Source organism: Streptomyces sp. NPDC057950, from assembly GCF_042887295.1.
GTDB classification, from domain to species: domain Bacteria; phylum Actinomycetota; class Actinomycetes; order Streptomycetales; family Streptomycetaceae; genus Streptomyces; species Streptomyces kaempferi.
In genome coordinates, this window is sequence record NZ_JBHVPP010000016.1 from 136,448 (window position 1) to 156,470 (window position 20,023).

Consider the following 20,023-nt stretch of genomic DNA (forward strand, 5'->3'; position numbering starts at 1 on the left):
CGCCGAAACGGACCCGTCGGACGCCCTTTTTCGCGCAATGTCAAGAATGCGGCCAGGTTCTGTAATGTTTCCGTGGGTGTCCCGGGAATTGCGGGAGCGGCGCAGCGGGTCCGCCGTGGACATGTCCGTCTCACCCGCATCTCACCCGGACGACACCTGGGCCCACGGTCCAGCGCCCTGGCGTCCCGCCGGCATCCCGCAGACGGGTGATATCGCCCGTGATCCCCGGGCCGCTCCTCCGATGGGCGTTGCGCGAACAAGGTATTCGCTCACCGATTCCCGCTATCACTCGCGGATTCCGTTGACGCGCACCATCCGAGTGCCGACGCTTTCCCCATGAACACGGGATCGTCGGGACCGAGGAAATTCTCATGAAGACGTTCGTGCATCAGGGACAGACAACCAAGGTGGTCTTCGGCAGCGGGACGCGCAGCCGAGTCCCCGAGGAGGCCGACGCCCTCGGATGCCGTCGGGTGCTCATCCTGTGCACACCTGGTCAGCAGGACCAGGCGGCGGAGTTGCGGGACCTGCTGGGTGCGGCAGCCGTGGGTACCTTCGCCGAAGCGGCGCCGCACACTCCTGTCGAGGTCACACGCAAGGCGGTCACGTACGCCCGATCCGTGGAAGCGGACTGTGTCCTCGCCATCGGCGGTGGATCGACCATCGGCCTCGGCAAGGCGATCGCCGTCCGGACCGGTCTCCCGCAACTGGCCCTGCCCACCACCTACGCCGGCTCCGAGATGACGCCGATCCTCGGAGAGACCGAAGGCCGCAGGAAGACCACCCGGCGGCTGTCGGAGGCGATGCCCGACACGGTGGTCTACGACGTCGACCTGACGCTCACGTTCCCCGCGGCGCCATCGGTGGTCAGCGGCGTCAACGCGATGGCGCACGCCGTGGAGGCCCTCTACGCACAGGGCCGGGACCCGATCGCCTTCCTGATGGCCGGTGAGGCTCTCGACTCTCTCGCCCGGTCCCTTCCGGTTCTCGCGCGGCGGCCGGACGACCACGAGGCACGGACCGACGCGCTGTACGGGGCGTGGCTTGCGGGCACCTGCCTCGGCACGGTGGGCATGGCCCTGCACCACAAGGTGTGCCACGTGCTGGGCGGCACCTTCGGACTCCCGCACGCCGAGACCCACACGGTCGTCCTGCCCCACGTCGTCGCCTACAACGGGCCGGCGGCCCCCGAAGCCATGGCACGCATCACGCGGGCGCTGCCGGCGGACGACGCCGCGAGCGGCCTCTTCGACTTCGCCGGAAGGCTCGGCGCCCCAAGGGCACTGCGAGACCTCGGCATGCCCGAACCGGGGATCGAGGAGGCGGTCGAACTCATCGTGCGGGACGGCTACTGGAATCCGCGTCCGGTGGACCGGACAGCCGTCCGTGCCCTCCTGACCCGCGCCTGGGCCGGAGAGACGCCGTGGACGCCACCGGACGACGAACATCCCCGGACCGACTCCGCCATCGAACCCTCCGACACCACGGGAGCGCGCCATGCGTGATCTGACCGGCGACACCATCACCGATGCTGTCATCGCGACCATGCGGGACACCAAGGACGCCCGCGTCGCGGAGATCCTGGCATCGCTGGTGCGGCATCTCCACGACTTCGTCCGGGACGTCGAATTGACGGAGGAGGAGTGGGCCAGGGGAATCGACTTCCTGACGTGCACCGGGCAGATGTGCACACCCACGCGCCAGGAATTCATCCTGCTGTCCGACGTGTTGGGCGTCACGATGCTGGTCGACGCCCTGAGCAACCGACGCCCCGCCGAAGCCACCCAGAACAGCGTCCTGGGCCCCTTCTTCAGGGAGGACAGGCCGCGGCTCGCCGACGCCGCCGACATCTCCGCCGGCCTGCCCGGCACCCCGCTGTTCTTCGAGGGACGGGTCGTGAACCGCGAGGGAACGCCGGTGACCGCCGCCGCGGTGGACGTCTGGCACAGCGACTCCGACGGCCACTACGACGTGGACGTGCCGGGCCAGGTCGACACGGCCATGCGCGCCCTCTTCCGTACCGACGGGACGGGCCGCTTCAGCTTCCGTTCCATCCGACCGTCCAGCTACCCGATACCGGCCGACGGCCCGGTCGGCGAACTCCTGAACGCGACCAGCAGGTCGCCCATGCGTCCCGCCCACGTGCACCTGCTGATCGAGGCTCCGGGATTCCAGCGCGTGACCAGCATGCTGTTCCCCTCGGACGACCCGTACCTGGACAGCGATCCGGTGTTCGGGGTCAAGGAGTCGCTCCTCGAGTCCTACGACACGTACGCGGCCGACGCAGGGCCCTACCGCGGGCTGACCGACGTCGCCTACACGCTGCTGCGCCACACCTTCGTCCTCGAACCCCTCCCCGCGGCCTGAGGACCAAACGGCTCGGAGCGCCGGCCACCCGCCACCCGCCACCCGCCATCCGTCACCGGTCCCCAGCCACCCGTCACCCGCCATCCGTCACCAGCCGCCAGCCGCCAGCCGCCAGCCCCCAGCCCCCAGCCGCCCGCCGACTTCCGACGCCTGGCCGACCGGCTGCGCCGCCGGGACGGCAGACCGTGGCGACCCCCGGCACCGCCCCGGCCCGCGACTCCGCCCGGAACTCGGCGAAGCGCGATCCGCCCACCACGTACGCGACGACTCCGCGCACGTCACATGGCAGCCGCTCCCGCTCCCGCCCCGCCCTCACGACATACCCGCCAACCCACCCGGTGGGGCGGTGAGTTCATCCATTGACCTGTGCAACAGGCCCACGCTCGTCCGACGTTCACGGAGGTCCTACGATGTCCGAAACCCTTGACATGACAGTCGAATTCCGAGCCACGATGAGCCGGCTCGCCACGGGTGTCAGCGTGATCACCACGTGCTCCGGAAGCACACCCATCGGTATGACGGCGAGCGCCGTGTCCGCCCTCTCGCTGGACCCGCTCCAACTGCTCGTATGCATCGGCAACCACCTCTACACGCGGACCGCGATCGCGGCGCACGGCCGCTTCGCCGTCAATGTGCTCGGCGAGGACAGCGAGCACCTGGCACGGAACTTCGCCGCTTCCAAAGCGGACAAGTTCGCCGGCGTCGAGACCGTCGACGACTACGGCGTGCCGGTGCTGAAGGACGCCATCGCGGCCGTCGTGTGCGACGTAGCCGAGGCGCTCCCCGGGGGAGACCACACCATCTTCGTGGGCGACGTCCGCCACTGGGCACACAAGGCGGAGTGCCGACCGCTGCTCCACTTCGCGGGCGGCTTCGGCATGCTCAGGGCCGCGTACTAGGGCGTGGGGGGGGGTGGGCGCCGGGGCGGGGGGGGGGCGCCGCGGCCCACCCCCCCCCCCCCCCCCCCCCGCCCCCGGCGGCGGAGGGCGCGGGGTTGGCGCGCGCCCCTTAGGGGGGGGGGCGCCGGCCGCCCGGCGGCCGCCGGGCGGCCCCCCCCACCCCCCCCCCCACGCCCCAGCGCCGCGGCACCGGTCCTGAAGGCGGCGGTCCTGGAGGCAGCCGTTCGAAGCAGGCCGCCGCCGGGCCCATGACCGGCCCGCCGGGACCACCGCCCCCGATGCCCGGCTCCCGCGAGGCGAGCCATGGGCGTCGGGGGCTCCGCCCGTCCCGACGACTCCACGGAAAGTGCCATGACCAGCTCCGTTGCGACCTTCAAGCTGCATCCCCCGGCCCAGCCCCCGCATCTGCTGACACGCCCGCGCCTGCTGCGCCGGCTCGACTCGGCGACCGAGCCCGTCGTGGTGCTCTCCGCGCCGGCCGGTGCCGGGAAGACGGTGCTCCTGACCGAATGGTCGCAAGTCCTGGCGGCCCGTGGAGAGTGCGCCTGGCTCAGTCTGGACGCGTACGACAACGCCCCGGGCCGGCTGTGGTCCTGCATCCTGCGAGCGGTGCACCACGTACGACCGAACCTGCCCGGCCGCCTCGACAGCGACGGGTGGACGGTCGAGTCGTGGATCGAGGAGATCCTGCCGGGCCTGGTGACCGGACTGGGCGGGGAGGAACCGCTCACGCTGATCCTCGACGGACTGGAATCCATCACGGACGCCGACGCGGTGCGCAGCCTCGCCGACTTCCTGACCAGGCTTCCCCCCGGTCTCCGTGTCGTCCTGTCGACCCGGCACATTCCCGGAAGTCCTCTGCCGACCCTGCGCGCCCGGGGGCTGATCGCCGAACTCACCCTGCACGAACTGGCCTTCACCCCCGAGGAGGCACAGGCCCTGCTCGCCGGTCTCCTCGGGTCCGCCCCGATGGAGGACGCCTCGCGCTCGCTCTACGAGGCCACGGAGGGATGGGCGGCGGGGCTCTGCATCATGGGGCGTACCCTCGCCCGCCCGGCGAACGAGGCCGCCACGGAAGGGAATCTGGCCCGCGGTGGCCAAGCCGTCACCGAGTATCTGGCCACCGAGGTGCTCGACCGGCTCACCGCCGAACAGCGCCGGTTCCTGCTGCGCACCAGTGTGCTCGACGAATTGAGTGCCGGGCCGTGCCAGGCCCTGGCCGGGGACCGGGCGGGCGTACTGCTGCGCGAGCTCGCACGGACCGTGCAACTGCTGGTGCCCGTAGCCGCCGATCCGTCGGTGTACCGGCACCACCCAGGACTGTCCGCGCTGCTGTCGGACGTCCTGGGGTCCGAGGGGTCCGACACCGTCGCGTCCCTGCACCGTTCGGCGGCTCAGTGGTATTCCCGGCGGGGGGAGACAACCGCGGCCGTACGGCACTGGACGCTGGGCGGCGCCGAGTCCTCGGCCGTCGCGTCGGTTCTCGACGGCTGGGAGAAGGCGGTGTCGGCAGGCCGTGGCGCGCAGGTCTCGCAGTGGCTGGACCTCCTGCCGGCCCGCACGGTCGCCGCCGACGCGCGACTGTGCGTCGTGGCGGCGATGGCGGCTCTCTCGGGAGGCGCCCCGGAAACGGCCCGGCGCTGGCTGGACGTGGCCCGGCTGAGGCAGACGGGATCGCGGGCGATCGGTGAAGGCGGCACCGTGTCCGACGCCGCGGCCGTCGCTCAGGTCGTCGCCTGCTGCCTCAAGGGGGAGATGCTGACCGCCGGCCGTCTCGGCGAAGCCGCCGTCGCAGGCACCCTCCCGCTGACCGCCTGGCGCGCCCTCGCCTGCGCGGCACGCGGTGCCGCGCTGCTGTGGACCTGCCGGTACGAGGAGGCGGAGGCGCTGCTCGCCGAGGCGACCAGGGACGCGCATGCCGCCGGGCACGGACTGGCGCTCGTCCGCGCGCTGGGGCTGCGGACGCTGTGCGCGCTCCTGTCCGGACGGCACGAACTGGCACGCGTCCTCGGTGACGAGGCCGTCGAGGCGGTCGAGTCCCTCGGGCTGGGCCGGCACTTCGTCTCCGTGGCCGCCTACATCGGCCGGGCCGCCCTGCTCCTGGAGGAGGGAGAGACCGAGGAGGCCGAACGGGTCCTGGCCGCCGCGGAAGCGGTGCTGGCGGGCTCCACCCGTCCGGGAGGCGAACCCCACGTACGCGCCCTCTGCCACTTCACGCGGTCGCGGCTCGAGAGCGCGCGGCGCAACACGGACGCGGCGCGAGAGGCCCGCGAGGCGGCCGAACGGGCGGCGGCCCGGTGCGAGGCGCCCGGGATACTGACGGACCTGCTCGGCCGAACGGACGGGGACACGGTCATGACACCCGCCACCCCCCGCCCCCAGGACCTCTCGGTGGGGGAGCGGAGGGTGCTCCGTGCCCTGTGCGGCCCGCTGACCCTGCGTGAGATCGCGTCCGAGCTCTACGTGTCCCACAACACCGTCAAGACACAGGTACGGGCGATCTTCCGCAAACTCGACGCGCACGACAGGGGCGGTGCGGTGGCCAGGGCCCGGGAGTGCGGTGTGCTCTGATCCGGGCCCTGGCCCCTTGCCAGGGCGTGTTGCGAAAGTCCCGCCCGCCTCGCGACACGGCCTACGAGGCGTCGGGGCGTGCGGCGTCCTGGCGCCGGGCGTAGTTCGCCTGAGCCGTGTACACGGTCTCCTGCTCGTCGCTCACGCTCTCGATGCCGCAGACCTTGCGCGCGAGGTCGGCCATGCTGCCGCTCGGGGACATCTCGGCGCGCTTCATGGTGAGACTCCGGATGGCGAGCAGAGGCGTGCCGTTGAAGTTCTCGAAGGTGCTGATGCGGCCGCCCCAGTCGGACAGGAACATGTCGCGGATCACTCGGCTGATCTTGAGCCGGTCGTAGGGCCTGCCGACCGGCCCGGTCTGCAACGCCTCCAGCCACGGCCGCAGTTCGGGCTGCCGCCACTGCCCCTCGGTCGGATAGATGAGTGCGGAACGACCCGCCAGGTCGAGGAGCTCGTGGACCATGTCGGTGATGTGCTCGATGTAGTACGCCCGCCCGAAGTCGAACATCAGGACGTTCGGCTTGAAGATGCCGCCGGGGGTGAAGAACCCCTCGTCCTCGGAACCGACCGTATGCGCCTTGAGCGTCTGGTGGAAGCCGGCGAACCGGGCGACCCGGGCCTGGACCGGCGGCAGCTGGTAGGTGCCGATGTGCTCGGTGATCAGCAGGGCCAGGCCGAGCATCAGCTCGGCCTTCACCATCGCACGCACCAGCGAGTGGTAGTGCAGCCAGTCGAAGACACGCTGCGGGTACAGCGCCGCGTGCTGGGGGTTACCGATGTGGAAGACGCGGTTCCAGGGGATGAACACGTCCTCGAACACGATGACGCTGTCCAGCTCGTCACCCCGCGAGGCGAGCGGGTGCTCGATCTCCTCGCCGTCGTGGACGTTGCTCTCCCGGCAGATGATGGTGACCCCGGGGGTGTCGGGCTTCACCGCCCCGTAGATGATCTGTTCCGCGACGATTCCGGGGCGGTAGAAGACGCCGATGTGGATCCAGTCGCCGAAGGCAGCGCCGGTGCTGATCGCCTTCACACCCCGCACGGTGATGCCCTCGTCCGACGTGGCGACCACCCGCAGGGCGGGCGACTCGGCCTGGGCGGAATCGCGCGAGCGGTCCGCCTGGGGGTCGACGAAGGCCGGCGTGGCGTTGAGGTCACCGTCCCGTACCACGTTCCAGAAGTCTAGGATCCCCTCGGTGAGGTCCCTCCCACCGGTCCCGACGGACTGGCTGCTCCACGGCTCCGGGTCGTCGACGTAGGTCAGCAGGACGTAGTTGTTGACGTCCGGTGTACGCGGGATCGCCCCGCCGCCGAGCTCCCGCTGCACCGTCTCCAGGTAGTGGCGCTTACGCCGCAGGTCCTCCTTGGAACGGTGCTCGAACCACGTCATGGACCGCCGCACGCCACCCTCGTCCACGAACGTCATGGCGTCCTGGAGATCGGGGCGGTGGTGCAGGTCGTAGAAGGCCGCGAGGCTCTGGGCGTACGCCCTGGTCTTCGGGTGCGTGGCCACGTTGTCGACGAGCTCGTCACCCACCCACACCTTGCGGCCGTCGTTCAGCGCTGCCAGGTATTCCTTGCCTGTACGCACGTCGTGCTCCTCTCCAGGGGCAAGAGATCCGGATGCCACGGAGCGTGCGTCGCGACGGGGTGACAGGACGGCGTGCGGCCGACGATCACCCGGGTGAAACCGGCGGTCACCGGGAAACCGGCGTTGAGGGTGGACGCGGCCGTGAGCGATGCTTGCCCCATGAGCAGCACAGACGCCGGCGCCCAGGCGGGCGGGCGCGGGAACCACGCTCTGACCGGCCTGCGCCTGCGAGGACGGGACCGCGAGATCACCGCTGTCCGTGAAGCCCTGGACACGGTGCGTGGCGGACGAGGGGCCTGCGTCGTGGTGGAAGGCGCGCCGGGCGTCGGCAAGAGCCGGCTGCTCAGGGAACTGGACGAGATGGGGCGGCGGTCCGGGTTCGACGTGGTGTCGGTACGGGCCGACGAACTCGACCAGTACGCGGCGGGAGCCGCACTGCAGTCCGCGCTGCAGTCCTCCGACGGTTCCCACCGAGCCGCCGCGGCCACCGACGACCAGCGTCTCTGGCTGCTGGACAGCATCACGGACGCTCTGGAGGACCGGGCTCAGCACGCCCCGGTGGCGGTTCTCGTGGACGACGCGCAATGGGCCGACCCGGCCACGCTCTTCGTCCTCCGCACCCTGCCCGGACGTCTGGACGCCTCACGGATCCTGTGGGTGCTGGCCGTACGGTCGGACACCGAGCGACCCACCGTGGCCAGGGTGCGGGACGACCTCGAACGCCTCGGAGCCCGCTGGCTGACCCTCGGCCCCCTGCCACTGGGGGACCTGCAGGACATCGCGGCAGACGTCCTCGGGACGAGGCCGTCACCCGGTCTGGCCAGGCTCCTGCGAGCCGTCGCGGGAAATCCCTTCCTGGCCATCGAGCTGGTCCGCGCGTTCGCCGACACGGATTCCGCCAGAACGGAGGCGGGCGAGGCGAGCCTCCTGCACGACGGAATACCCGTCAGTTTCCGGCGGAGCATCGCGGCGCGGCTGGACATGCTCCCCGAGGATGCCGTACGCCTGCTCCAGATCGGGTCCGTCCTCGGCCGCGAATTCGACCTCGGCACGGCCGCCCGCATGCTCGGCCGACAGGTCGGCAGCCTGCTGTCGGGTGTCGAGGGCGCCCTGCGCGCCGGTCTGCTCTCGGCCGACGGCCCGCGACTCGCCTTCCGCCACGACCTCATCCGGCAGGCCGTCCACGAGAACCTGCCCCTGGCCGTACGCATGGCTCTGCACCGGGAAGCGGCCGACAGTCTGCGCGGCATCGGAGCACGATCGGCGGAGGTGGCCTGGCACGTCGTCATGTCGGGCGGCCCGGTCGACGACGATGCCGTGACCACACTGACCACGGCCGTACGGGAACTGTCGTCGTCCGCGCCCGACGCGGCCGCGGACCTGGCCCAGCGGGTCGCCGGACTGCTGCCCCCGCACGACCCCCGCCGCATCACCCTGCTGACCGGCGCCGCCGAGTATCTGGGCAGGACCCGCCGGGTTCACGAGGCGCTCGACCTGGTCGACGCCACCCTGCCGGAAGGCCTCGAGCCGCTCCAGGAGGCGAACCTGCGCCTGGTGGCCGCCGAGATCCACCAGGCCGCCGGCGACGACGCCGCCGCGATGACCCACCTCCAGCGGGCCCTGGACCTTCCCGCGCTGCCGTCCGACCTGCGCGTCCGGCTGCTGAAGACCAAGGCCACGGGCCATGTGTACCTCGGAGACATCGCCGCTGCCGAGCAGACCGGCCCCTGGCTGGTCGATGTCTCCTACCGCAGCCATGACCCGGCCGTCGTCGTCAGCGCCATGGTGTTCCAGTCGCAGACGTCCTTCTACCGAGGACGGATGGCCCGCGCCCTCGAGCTCGCCGAGGCAGCCACCCGACGCGCCGCCACCCAGTCCGCCGCGCTCTACCTGCGGCCCCCGCGGATCCCGGCGTTGTGGCTGGCGACCGTGCTCACCGCCACCGACCGGCTCGCGGACACCGAGCGGATCCTGCGGGAGGGACAGCGTGAAGCGGAGGCACTGGGCCTGGGCTGGTCACTGCCCCACTGGCATGCCGCCCGTGCCTGCGCACTCCTCGAACAGGGGGCGCTGGACGACGCGGCCGTGGAGGCCGAGGCCAGCCTGATGGTGGCGGCCGAACTCGAGATCACACTGCAGAACCCGCAGGCCCGCTCCGTACTGGCGTTGGTGGAGATCAGACGCGGTGACCTCACCAGGGCCAGGGACCACCTACGCGCCGCCGACACCGTTTTCGGCACGAACACGGCGCAGCGGTACGGCCCTTGGGTGTCTCTCGCGCGCGCCGGACTGGCGGACGCGGAGGGCGCGAACGGCGAAGCGGCGGCGGCACTCACGGCAGGCTTCCAGAGCCCTGAGCCGGCGCGGCTGCTGGCGGTGCCCCCGTCCCACTGGCCCGGCATCGTACGCATCGCGCTCCGCGCCGCGGACCCGTCGCTCGCGCGGGCCGTGTCCGGCGCCCTGGGCGGCCTGGCCGCACAGGACGAGAGCCGGCAGATCATCGGGGCGGTCCGCGCCCATGTGGACGGCCTGCTCCACGGCGACCTCGGTGCGCTGGAGTCCGCCATCACGGCCTACCGGAGCACCGGCAGGCCGTTGGCCCTGGCGGCGGCCTGCGAGGACCTCGGCGAACTCATGGCGGAATCGGCCGGCACGACACCGGCGGTCCCGTACTTCGAGGAAGCAGGCCGGCTGGCAGCGGCCTCGGGAGCCGGGCGCGACCAGGAACGGATCAGGGGGCGCCTGCGCCGGCTCGGTGTGCGCACCGCACCCGTACGGATCCACACGGCCGGCCCCCCGGGACTGGGAAGCCTGACCGAATCCGAACGGAAACTGATCCCGCTCGTCGTCGAGGGCCTCACCAACCGGGCGATGGCCGACCAGTTGTACGTGTCCGTGCACACCGTCAACACGCACATGAAGCACATCTTCACCAAGCTCGGCATCAACTCGCGGGTCGAGCTGACCCGACTGGCGATCGAGGGGGCCATCAGCGCCGACGGAGCCGACCGAAGCGGTGCACCGACCGTCGGACGCGACGGCAAGGATCCCTTGAATGGGTGACGCCCGACTCCCGCACCACCCGTGATGCTGGCAGCAACGGCGTGGCCTCCAGGACGGCACCGTCGCTCATCGGGAGGTGACCGCCTCATGAACACGACGCACCGCGACGCACCCCACTCCGTCCGGGCCCGCCCGGCGTACGGGGTGCCCGAGACGGAGCACGCGCATGGCGAGGCCGTCATCCATGTCGCGGACGGATAGCCGGCCACAGCCCAGGACGGCCGGACCCGGTGCCCGTACCGGCCCGCAGCGCGGATACCGCGGCCGACTCCGGGACGCTGTGAGCGCGAGCGCGGCCCCGCACGGCTACACCCTGGCGCTGTGGACAGCCACCGCGGTGACGTCGTCCGACCGTGGCGCCCCGGGGAAAGCCGACGTCCTGGCGCTCCTTGCCGGCGCGACGTGCGCCTTCGTCGCACTGGCCGCTGTCGCACACGGCGGCGCGTCCATGACGCCGGGCAATTCCGCTCCGGCAGGCACGCGGATCTGGGCGGCCTTCCACCTGCCGATGGCGGCCTGTGCCGCACTGGCCGGTCTGTTGCTGGCCCGGTGCTGTTCAGGGCCCCTCCTGTGGGGGCTCGTCGGGACGACCACGACCGCCGTGTACCTGCTGGGTGTCAGCGCCCAGTTCCTCTGCTTCGCAGTTCGCCGGCACCCAGAAACCACAGACACTCGACCCTGAAGAGGTTCACCATGTCCCTCACACTCGATTCCGCCGCCCAGGACCTCCTGTTCAGGGAGGCACGGACCGCCAACACCTTCACCGACGAGCCGGTGACGGACGACCAGGTCGAGGCCATCTACGACCTGGTCAAGTACGGCCCCACCTCCATGAACCAGCAGCCGCTGCGTATCGTGCTGGTCCGTTCCGCCGAGGCGCGCGAGCGTCTGGTCGGGTACCTGTCCGAAGGCAACCGCAAGAAGACAGCGGCCGCCCCGCTCGTCGCCATCCTCGCCGCGGACCTCGAGTTCCACGAGGAACTGCCCACTCAGTTCCCGCACTTCCCGCAGGCCAAGAGCCTCTTCGTCGAGCGAGCGGTCCGCGAACCGTCCGCGAGGCTGAACGCGTCCCTGCAGGTGGGCTACTTCGTCATCGGCGTCCGCGCCGCCGGCCTGGCCGCGGGTCCGATGACCGGTTTCGACGCGGAGGGCATCGACAAGGAGTTCTTCAGCGACGGCGAGCACTCGGTCCTCGCCGTCGTCAACATCGGCAGACCGGGGGAGGACGCGTGGTTCGCACGCTCTCCACGGCTGGCCTACGAGCAGGTGGTCACCACCGTCTGACCGGGGGATGACGGTCGGCCGGCGGCGCACCCTCGCCCAAGAGCGTCTTGTTCCGTCGGCTTCGCCCGGCGCTGGGCTCGGTGACTGCGAAGGTGGTTGCCGACGCGGCGATGAGTCCGACGGAGTCCACGGGTCTACCTTCCGACCAAGTCGACCGACTCATCGGGAGCAAGGCATGGGCCTCATCCATATCGAGCTGTTCGCGACCCTCGACCTCGTCGGGCAGGCGCCGGGCGGTCCTGAAGAGGACCCGGTGGGGTTCCCGTTCGGCGGCTGGCAGGCGCCACTGGTGGACGAGGTCTCGGGGGCGCAGATCGGTGCGGCGTACGAGGGCACGGACGCCCTTCTGCTCGGCCGGCGGACGTACGACATCTTCGCCGCCTACTGGCCGTACCAGGAGGGCGGCGAGGACAACGGGATCGCCACGCTCTTCAACAGCGTCCCGAAGTACGTGGCCTCCCGCGGCAGGCCCGACCTCTCGTGGGCCGGGTCCACTCAGCTCGGCCCGGATCTGCCCGGCGCGGTGCGCGAGATGCGTGACCGGCACGAGCACGTGAAGGTCGTCGGGAGCCTGGACCTGGTGCAGACCCTCCTGCGCGAGAAACTCTTCGACCGTCTCGACCTCTGGGTGCACCCGGTCGTGCTCGGCGTCGGGAAGAAGGTGTTCGACGGTGGCGCGGTGCCCACGAACCTCACACTCCTCGAACCGCCGGCAGCCGGTCCGAAAGGCACCGTGTACCTGCGTTACGGGCTCGCCGACGGCACGCCCAGGACCGGGGACATGAGCGCACCCGATCGTGGTGCCGGGCGCGACGACTGAAACCGCCCCGAGGAGCACCACCACATCCTCGGCACCGGCCTCCCGCGCGCCGCCGCTGCGCGAGAACCGTGTCGGTCCATCCCCTGGACGACAAAAACGAAGGCAAGGAGAACTCGGTCTCCTTGCCACTCTCAAGATATAGCGCACCGGGGGGCTTGCCACAAGCCCCCCGGTGCGGCGCAGAATCGTCGGCCGATGCCACAACCAGCGGAAACGGGGAGCACTACGTGCGTGTGTGTTGTCGACGTAACGGGGACGCGGTGACGTCGAACCAGTGGCGGGACCGGCCGCCGCGGCCGCGAGCACTCGGGGCGGCGGGGACGGGGACGTGCTCGGCAAGAGGGAGGACGTGCCCGGCGAGAGGTTCGACGGAGCGGGAGGCGCCGGTGATCCGATCGGTCGCGGCGGTGCGAGGGAACACGGCCGCCTCGGAGGTGTCGCGATGATCGAGCAGTACGTGTGGGATCTCCAAGAGGTCGACGGCATGCCGGTCGCGGCCGTCGGCGGCAAGGGTGCCCATCTGGGCGGGCTGTCGCGGATCGAAGGCATCCGTGTGCCGGCCGGCTTCTGCGTGACGACGGACGCCTTCCGGCGGATCATGGCCGGCGTGCCGTCGATCGACGAGCGGCTCGACCGGTTGTCGCGCCTGGACCCGGACGACGGGGAGGCGATCCGCACGCTCGGCGCGCAGATCCGCCGGACCATCGAGGAGATCGCCGTCCCGGACGATCTCTCCGACGCGATCACCCGCGCGCTCGCCCGGCTCGGCGAGCGGGCCGCCTACGCCGTCCGGTCCAGCGCGACGGCGGAGGACCTGCCGACGGCCTCCTTCGCCGGCCAGCAGGACACGTACCTGAACGTCGTGGGGCCGACGGCGATCCTCCAGCACGTCAGCCGGTGCTGGGCCTCACTGTTCACCGAGCGGGCGGTGACCTACCGCCGGCGCAACGGTATCGACCACCGCGCGGTCCACATGGCCGTGGTCGTGCAGCAGATGGTCTTCCCGCGGGCGGCCGGCGTCCTGTTCACGGCGGACCCCGTCACGGGCAACCGGAAGGTCGCCACCGTGGACGCCGGCTTCGGCCTCGGCGAGGCTCTGGTCTCCGGCCTGGTGAACCCGGACGTCTTCAAGGTGCGACACGGCGAAGTCGTCACCAGGGCGATCGCCGTCAAACAGCGTGCCGTTCACGCCCTGCCCGCCGGAGGTACGGAGGAGGTGGCGATCGACTCGCGGCTCCAGGAGCAGCCGGCGCTGACGGACGCGCAGGCCCTGGAGCTCGTGCGGCTCGGGCGGCGGATCGAAGCGCGCTTCGGTCGCCCGCAGGACATCGAATGGTGCCTGGTCGATGACGAATTCGAGATCGTTCAGAGCCGGCCGATCACGACGCTGTTCCCCATCCCGGAGAGCGGCGACCAGGAGAACCACGTCTACGTCTCCGTCGGTCATCAGCAGATGATGACCGATCCCATGAAGCCTCTGGGCGTGTCCATGTGGCAGCTGACGGCCATGGCGCCGATGCACGAGGCCGGCGGGAGACTGTTCGTCGACGTCGCCCGGCGCCTGGCCTCGCCCGCGGGCCGCGCTGCCCTCCTGGACGTCATGGGGAGAGGCGATCCGCTGGTCAGGGACGCTCTGGAGACCGTCCTCGAGCGCGACGGTTTCGTCCCGGCGCTCCCGGACACGGGTCCCGGCGGGCCGCCGCCCGCCCGTGCCTCCGCCTCGATCGAGACCGATCCGGCCATCGTCACCGAGCTGGTCGAGCGTAGCCGGACGTCCACCGCGGCCCTGGAGCGCGACATCCGGACGAAGACCGGACCGGCGTTGTTCGACTTCCTGCTGGAGGCATTCCAGGAGCACAAGCGCGTCCTCGGTGATCCGCTGAGCATGCAGGCGATCATGGCGGGGATGGAGGCCACCTGGTGGCTCAACGACAAGCTGGGGGAGTGGCTGGGCGAGAAGAACGCGGCTGACACGCTCACGCTGTCGGCGCCGGGCAACGTCACGTCGGAGATGGGACTGGCGCTGCTCGATGTCGCGGACGTGATCCGCCCGTGGCCGCAGGTGGTGGCCTTCCTGCGGAGTGTCGAGGACGAGGGCTTCCTGGACGAACTGTCGAAGCTCGCGGGCGGGACCGAGGCGCGCGACGCCATCGAGTCCTACCTCGACAGGTACGGCATGCGCTGCGTCGGCGAGATCGACATCACGAGGCCACGGTGGAGCGAGCGTCCCACCACGCTCGTGCCAGTGATCCTCGACAACGTCAGGAACTTCGAGCCGGGCGCCGCCGGGCGGCGCTTCGCGCAAGGGCGGCAGAAGGCGCAGGAGAAGGAACAGGACGTGCTGTCACGCCTGCGGGCCCTCCCGGACGGGGACCGGAAAGCCGAAGAGGCCCAGCGGATGATCGACCGGGTCAGGACCTTCATCGGGTACCGGGAATATCCGAAGTACGGCATCATCAGCCGCTACTTCGTCTACAAGCAGGCCCTGTTGGCGGAGGCCGAGCGCCTCGTGCGGGCCGACGTGCTCCCTGAGCGGGAGGACATCTTCTACCTCACGTTCCAGGAACTCCACGACGTCGTGCGCTCGAACCGGGTGGACGGCCGGCTCATCCAGCAGCGCAAGGAGGCGTTCCGGTCGTACCACGCGCTCACACCACCCCGGGTGCTCACATCGGACGGTGAGGCCGTCACCGGGGCGTACCGGCGCGACGACGTGCCGCCGGGCGCCCTGAGCGGCCTGCCGGTCTCCGCCGGGACCATCGAGGGAAGGGCCCGCGTCATCCTCGACATGGCGCAGGCCGATCTCGAGGCGGGCGACATCCTGGTCACGACCTTCACGGACCCCAGCTGGTCGCCGCTGTTCGTCGGGATCGCGGGCCTGGTGACGGAGGTGGGCGGCCTGATGACCCATGGCGCTGTGATCGCCAGGGAGTACGGTTTGCCGGCCGTCGTCGGCGTGGACCGGGCCACCCGGCTGATCCGGGACGGGCAGCGGATCCGGGTGCACGGCACCGACGGGTACGTCGAGTTCCTGCCGTGACCGACCACACCGAGAAGCCTCATCCGTAGCTGCCGACCCACCGGCGCGGGGCGGTTGACGACCGGTTGTCCTCAGGCGGTGAGCGAGGCCGCGTCTCCCATGACGATCACCGGGTGCTGAGCGGGGTCGAGGATGCGCAGCCGGGCCCCACACCAGGGAGCTTCCTCGGGACCGGCGTCACCGGTGGACCGGTAGTGGGGGATGCGGACGGCTCCCGAGTACGTGTCTCCTGTCCCGCGTTCGCGTCGTCCTCCCGCACGGACATCCGCTCACCGTGGCCGGTTCCTGCCGCGAGGGCTACGCACCCGCTCACCATGGCGGAGAGGGCAACGGTCGCGGCCACAACCCGCTGCGGGCGGTGTGAGGCACTGTGCCCGCCTCCGAGCCGCTGCCTTCTTGCAGGGCGAGCCGAAATTCGTGCGATGTGGTCTGCACCACGCCCCCATCCGGCCACAGGGCGTGGGGAAGGCGCCAAGTGCTCCGATCCTTCCCGGCGGCGATGGACGACTACCGGCGGCAGGACTCGGGACCAGCCGATCACCGTGCCCGCGAACACACGGGCACACGGGCACACGCGGACCGTGACCCCGGACCGCCACAGCAGAACACGGGCCGCGCTGCGTCGAACGACCCTTGGCGATGCGGCGATGCGGCGATGCGGCGATGCGCCGGCCGGGAACGGTGGCGAGCCCGCGGAGCGACTTGGCCGTCCTCGCCGGGTGGCGGCGAGGACGGCCGTTCGGCTGAACGTCTTCCGGCGACCGCATCGCCGCGACGAGCGCCTGGCGGATCACTGCTTCGGGAAGAAGAGTCCCCCCACGGACACGGCATGCGCCACAGCTACCGAGGGGCGGCCGAAGGTCCACCCACTGCACGCGTTCAGGGCCGTCGCCGTGAACACCTCGCGCCTCGGGAGCGGTTCGTCGCGGGCGCGGGATGCCTCGCATGAGGCGTACGCGGCACACGGATGGTGGTTCGGGGCGCCGGCGAAGAGTGCGGCCGACGACATCTTGTCGCCGTCGTGACGCCTGTGGTTGAGTGACATACGAGGGGATTGAAACGTTTCAATCATTCGGGAGACGGCGCACGCATCGCACGCCGATCCGTCCGCCGTCGAGGGAGGCAAGCGTGAGGAAGCGCAGGATGGCCGTGGGGCTGATGCTGTCGTTCATAGCGGCCGCGTCAGGGCTTGGGGCCACGCCGGGGGCGGCGGCGGTGTCCGTTCCGGATCTCCAGCGGGGCCTGGCGGCAGGCGGGTCGGCGCTCGTGGTGAGCGACCTCGAAGTCGAGCACCAGGCGCAGCCACTGGGGGTCGACGTCCCCCGGCCGAGGCTGAGCTGGCGGGCGGCCCCGGGCCGTGGCGCGGCCGGTCGCACCGCTGACGAGCAAGTGGCTTACGAGCAAGTGGCTTACGAGGTCGAGGTGTCGACGTCGCCCGGTGGCCGGGGAGAGGTGTGGGACAGCGGGCGCGTGCGCTCCTCCCGGTCCTTCGACGTGACGTACGGCGGTCCCGCTCTCGTGTCCCGTACGCGCTACTACTGGCGCGTACGGGCCTGGGACCGCGCCGGGAAGGCGTCGCCGTGGAGTGGTGAAGCGCGGTTCGAGACGGCTTTCGTCGACCCCGGCGACTTCCGTGGGGCATGGATCGGGGCGCACGCCAAGGCTCCCGCACTGCGACTCGACGACGCCCACTGGATCTGGTACCCCGAAGGCAACCCGTCCGACTCCGCTCCCGCCGGCACGCGTTACCTGCGCCGGAGCTTCGACCTGCCCGCCGGGGCACAGATCAGCACGGCGGAGATGCAACTGACCGCCGATGACCACTTCACGCTGTTCGTCGACGGCGCCGAGGTGACGAGCTCCGCGCGCGTCGCGGACTCCTGGAGGACGGCGAGCGTCATCGACATCGCCCCGTACCTGCACGCGGGCACCAACGTGCTGGCGGTGGAGGCGACGAACTCCAGTCAGGGACCGGCCGGAGTGCTCGGGAGTCTGCACATCGAGGGGGCGGGATCACCGGCCGACCTCGTCACCGACAGCGGTTGGAAGGCATCGAACGCCGCGGACGACGGCTGGAAGCAGCCCGGGTACGACGACGCGGCCTGGCCGCACGCCCTCGACGCCGCCCCCTACGGCTCAGGCCCCTGGGGCCGGTCGGTGTCGGCACCGCCCCCACCGGAGACGCTGCTGCGGGACGAGTTCACCGCGGGCAAGCGCGTCGCCTCGGCGCGGGCCCATGTCGCGGGCCTGGGTTACAACAAGCTCTACCTGAACGGCCGGCGCATCGGTGACCGGGAGCTCGAACCCGGATTCACGGTGTACGACAAGACCGTCCTGTACTCGACGTACGACGTCACGGACGCGCTGCGCACCGGCGGCAACGCCATCGGGGTCAGCCTGGGCCGCGGGTTCTACGCCATGACCAACCCGGACGAGTGGCAGGCGTCCTCCTGGTGGGGCGAGCCCAAGCTGAAGCTGGAACTGGACATCACCTACACCGACGGCACGCACCAGCGAATAGTCAGCGACAACGGATGGAAGGTGTCCGACGGGCCGACGACCACGCAGTCGCTCTGGTTCGGGGAGACCTACGACGCCCGCGTGGAGCAGCCCGGCTGGAACCGTCCCGGCTTCGACGACAGCACCTGGCGCCCCGCACTGGGCGTCGACGGACCCAAGGGCACGCTTCGCTCGGAAAGCTTCCCGCCCGTCAAGGTGACGGATCACCTGAAGGCCGAACACACCACCGCTCCGGCCGAGGGCACACACGTCTACGACTACGGCAGCCCCACGGCCGGCTGGGCGCGCATCGGGGTCCAGGGCCCGGCCGGAGCGACGGTCACCGTCACCTACGGCGAGAAGCTGCGCGCCGACGGCACCGTCGACAACACCGGCGCCTTCGGAATGGCTCTGCAGACCTACTCGTACACCCTCAAGGGCGACGGGGTGGAGCAGTACCGGCCGAGCTACAGCTACGCCGGTTTCCGCTATGCCCAGGTCGTCGTCCCCCAGGGCGTCACCCTCCGGTCGGTCGACGGGATGAGGGTCCACACGGCGGTGGCGTCCACCGGCGACTTCACCAGCTCGAGCGATCTGCTGAACCGCTACCAGGACGCGCAGGCCGACACGATCCTCAACAACCTGCACTCGATCCCGACCGACACACCCATGTACGAGAAGCGCCCCTACACGGCCGACGGCTTCCTGTACGCGGACTCGGCGATCGCGAACTTCGACATGCGGAACTTCTACGAGAGCTGGATGCGCTCCCACCGCGATGACCAGAACAGTGACGGATCGATCGGCCCGACCGTGCCCACCACCGAGTCCGGCAAGAAGGTCAAGGACCCCGTCTGGTCGGCCAGTTACGTGCTCGGCAACTGGGACCTGTACTGGTATTACGGCGACACCAAGGCGGTAGCCGAGAACTACGACGGGATGAAGGCCTGGCTGGCCTACTACGAGCACGACATCGCCGGCACCGGCGGCATCTACACCGGCTTCAGCTACGGCGACTGGCTCTCCCCGGAAGGCGCCAACGCGCCGGAGGGCACCCGGCTTTCAGGAACCGCGTACATCTACCTCACCGCGACACGGCTCGCGACGATGGCGAAGGCGCTGGGCCACGACGCCGACGCGCGGCACTTCGACGGGTTCGCCGCCAAGGTCAAGGACACCTTCAACGCCACCTTCTACGACCGGGACAAGGGGGCCTACTACGACGACGAGGCCGCCGGCTACCGGCAGACGTCGAACCTGCTCCCGCTGAGCTTCGGCCTGGTGCCCAAGGAGCACCGCCGAGCGGTGATCGACAACCTCGTCGCCGACATCCACGCCCGCGCCGACCACCTGGACACCGGCGCGCTCGGCACCAAGGTGCTCCTTCCGGTCCTCACCGACGCCGGGCACGCCGATCTGGCCTACACGGTGGCCACCAACCCGACCTACCCCGGCTGGGGGTACTGGTTCGAGGGCCTGGGAGCCACGACCATGTGGGAGGAGTGGAACGCGAACTCGCGCTCGCACGACCACGCCTTCCTCGGAACGGTGGACGACTGGCTCTACCAGGATGTCGCCGGCATCGAACCCACCGCGCCCGGCTACACGAAGGTGACGATTCACCCCCGTGTCGTCGGCGATCTGACACACGCCTCCGCCCATGTCGAGTCACCGCTCGGCCGGATCACCTCGTCGTGGACGCGGACCCGGGGACACCTCACCCTGCGCGTCGACGTGCCGGTGGGGTCGACCGCCGATGTTCTCGTACCGGTCGGCGGCCGTCAGAAGGTACACGCACCCGCGGCCGCGACGGCCGGCGAACGCGGGGGCGGCTACGCCCACTTCACGGTTGGCGCGGGGAGCCACCTGTTCCGTGTGACGGACTAGGT

Annotated in this window: 11 protein-coding genes; 10 read left to right on the forward strand and 1 reads right to left on the reverse strand. The window is 70.8% G+C overall.

Annotated features, from left to right (window positions below):
* The first annotated feature begins 371 nt into the window (after positions 1-371).
* From ACFVTC_RS25825 to ACFVTC_RS25840, 4 genes are all read left to right on the forward strand, one after another.
* Positions 372-1,505 (forward strand): maleylacetate reductase, encoded by a 1,134-nt coding sequence (locus ACFVTC_RS25825; RefSeq protein WP_390130750.1) that lies wholly within the window; start codon positions 372-374, stop codon positions 1,503-1,505.
* Positions 1,498-2,367, forward strand: coding sequence for a dioxygenase (locus tag ACFVTC_RS25830; protein WP_390130752.1), 870 nt, complete (start codon positions 1,498-1,500; stop codon positions 2,365-2,367). Before ACFVTC_RS25825 ends, ACFVTC_RS25830 begins: the two co-directional genes overlap by 8 nt.
* Before the next feature lie 428 nt (positions 2,368-2,795).
* Positions 2,796-3,266: a flavin reductase family protein gene (locus ACFVTC_RS25835; protein ID WP_390130754.1), complete on the forward strand. Its 471-nt coding sequence runs from the start codon at positions 2,796-2,798 to the stop codon at positions 3,264-3,266.
* A 351-nt stretch (positions 3,267-3,617) separates the two neighbouring features.
* Positions 3,618-5,837: a LuxR C-terminal-related transcriptional regulator gene (locus ACFVTC_RS25840; RefSeq protein WP_390130755.1), complete on the forward strand. Its 2,220-nt coding sequence runs from the start codon at positions 3,618-3,620 to the stop codon at positions 5,835-5,837.
* Between the two features lie 61 nt (positions 5,838-5,898).
* On the opposite strand, the gene ACFVTC_RS25845 is transcribed toward ACFVTC_RS25840, so the two are convergent.
* The gene (locus ACFVTC_RS25845) at positions 5,899-7,428 is read right to left on the reverse strand and encodes a 4-hydroxyphenylacetate 3-hydroxylase family protein (protein ID WP_390130756.1); all 1,530 of its coding nucleotides are present in this window, start codon (positions 7,426-7,428) and stop codon (positions 5,899-5,901) included.
* Between the two features lie 159 nt (positions 7,429-7,587).
* On the opposite strand from ACFVTC_RS25845, the gene ACFVTC_RS25850 reads away from it, so the two are divergent.
* From ACFVTC_RS25850 to ACFVTC_RS25875, 6 genes are all read left to right on the forward strand, one after another.
* Positions 7,588-10,491, forward strand: coding sequence for an AAA family ATPase (locus ACFVTC_RS25850; protein WP_390130758.1), 2,904 nt, complete (start codon positions 7,588-7,590; stop codon positions 10,489-10,491).
* Positions 10,492-10,771: 280 nt separating this feature from the next.
* On the forward strand, positions 10,772-11,173 hold the full coding sequence (locus tag ACFVTC_RS25855) for a hypothetical protein (RefSeq protein ID WP_390130760.1): 402 nt from the start codon (positions 10,772-10,774) through the stop codon (positions 11,171-11,173).
* A gap of 11 nt (positions 11,174-11,184) precedes the next feature.
* Positions 11,185-11,775, forward strand: a complete 591-nt coding sequence (locus tag ACFVTC_RS25860) for a malonic semialdehyde reductase (RefSeq protein WP_390130762.1) — start codon at positions 11,185-11,187, stop codon at positions 11,773-11,775.
* A gap of 175 nt (positions 11,776-11,950) precedes the next feature.
* Positions 11,951-12,595, forward strand: a complete 645-nt coding sequence (locus ACFVTC_RS25865; RefSeq protein ID WP_390130763.1) for a dihydrofolate reductase family protein — start codon at positions 11,951-11,953, stop codon at positions 12,593-12,595.
* Between the two features lie 442 nt (positions 12,596-13,037).
* Complete coding sequence (gene rph, locus ACFVTC_RS25870) at positions 13,038-15,635, forward strand: rifamycin-inactivating phosphotransferase (protein WP_390130765.1); 2,598 nt, start codon at positions 13,038-13,040, stop codon at positions 15,633-15,635.
* A gap of 1,128 nt (positions 15,636-16,763) precedes the next feature.
* Positions 16,764-20,021 (forward strand): family 78 glycoside hydrolase catalytic domain, encoded by a 3,258-nt coding sequence (locus tag ACFVTC_RS25875; RefSeq protein WP_390130767.1) that lies wholly within the window; start codon positions 16,764-16,766, stop codon positions 20,019-20,021.
* Positions 20,022-20,023 lie beyond the last annotated feature (2 nt).

Coding starts and splice junctions, on each gene's coding strand:
- rph (WP_390130765.1), top strand. CDS start 13,038: ATGATCGAGCAGTACGTGTGGGATCTCCAAGAGGTCGACGGCATGCCG.
- ACFVTC_RS25860 (WP_390130762.1), top strand. CDS start 11,185: ATGTCCCTCACACTCGATTCCGCCGCCCAGGACCTCCTGTTCAGGGAG.
- ACFVTC_RS25835 (WP_390130754.1), top strand. CDS start 2,796: ATGACAGTCGAATTCCGAGCCACGATGAGCCGGCTCGCCACGGGTGTC.
- ACFVTC_RS25865 (WP_390130763.1), top strand. CDS start 11,951: ATGGGCCTCATCCATATCGAGCTGTTCGCGACCCTCGACCTCGTCGGG.
- ACFVTC_RS25825 (WP_390130750.1), top strand. CDS start 372: ATGAAGACGTTCGTGCATCAGGGACAGACAACCAAGGTGGTCTTCGGC.
- ACFVTC_RS25850 (WP_390130758.1), top strand. CDS start 7,588: ATGAGCAGCACAGACGCCGGCGCCCAGGCGGGCGGGCGCGGGAACCAC.
- ACFVTC_RS25830 (WP_390130752.1), top strand. CDS start 1,498: ATGCGTGATCTGACCGGCGACACCATCACCGATGCTGTCATCGCGACC.
- ACFVTC_RS25840 (WP_390130755.1), top strand. CDS start 3,618: ATGACCAGCTCCGTTGCGACCTTCAAGCTGCATCCCCCGGCCCAGCCC.